Source organism: Paracraurococcus ruber, assembly GCF_004353985.1.
Classification (GTDB): Bacteria; Pseudomonadota; Alphaproteobacteria; order Acetobacterales; family Acetobacteraceae; genus Paracraurococcus; species Paracraurococcus ruber.
In genome coordinates this window covers 1-239 of record NZ_SMOA01000780.1, presented here as the reverse complement: position 1 = coordinate 239, position 239 = coordinate 1, and the positions used below count along the sequence as shown (strand labels likewise).

Below are 239 nucleotides of genomic sequence, written 5' to 3'. Positions count from 1 at the left end.
AGTCTCGGCGATAGCGTGACCGGCACCTGCCGGGGCTAGCCCCGGCAGGTGCCGGTCACGCAACGAAGTGGGGAAGTTTCGCGGCCCACATCAGGGGAGGATTCAACGGCCACTGACAGCTCTACCATGTCTTCAGCCTAAGCCTGCGAGACGTTGAGCTGATCCTGGCCGAGCGGGGGATCACGGTGACACACGAGAGCATCCGGCAGTGGTGCTTGCGGTTCGGGGCCGACTTCGCG

Annotated in this window: 1 pseudogene; it reads left to right on the top strand. The window is 64.9% G+C overall.

Annotated elements, in window-relative coordinates:
* Window positions 1-119: 119 nt before the first annotated feature.
* Window positions 120-239 (top strand): annotated as a pseudogene (locus E2C05_RS35065) (IS6 family transposase); the annotation flags it as partial.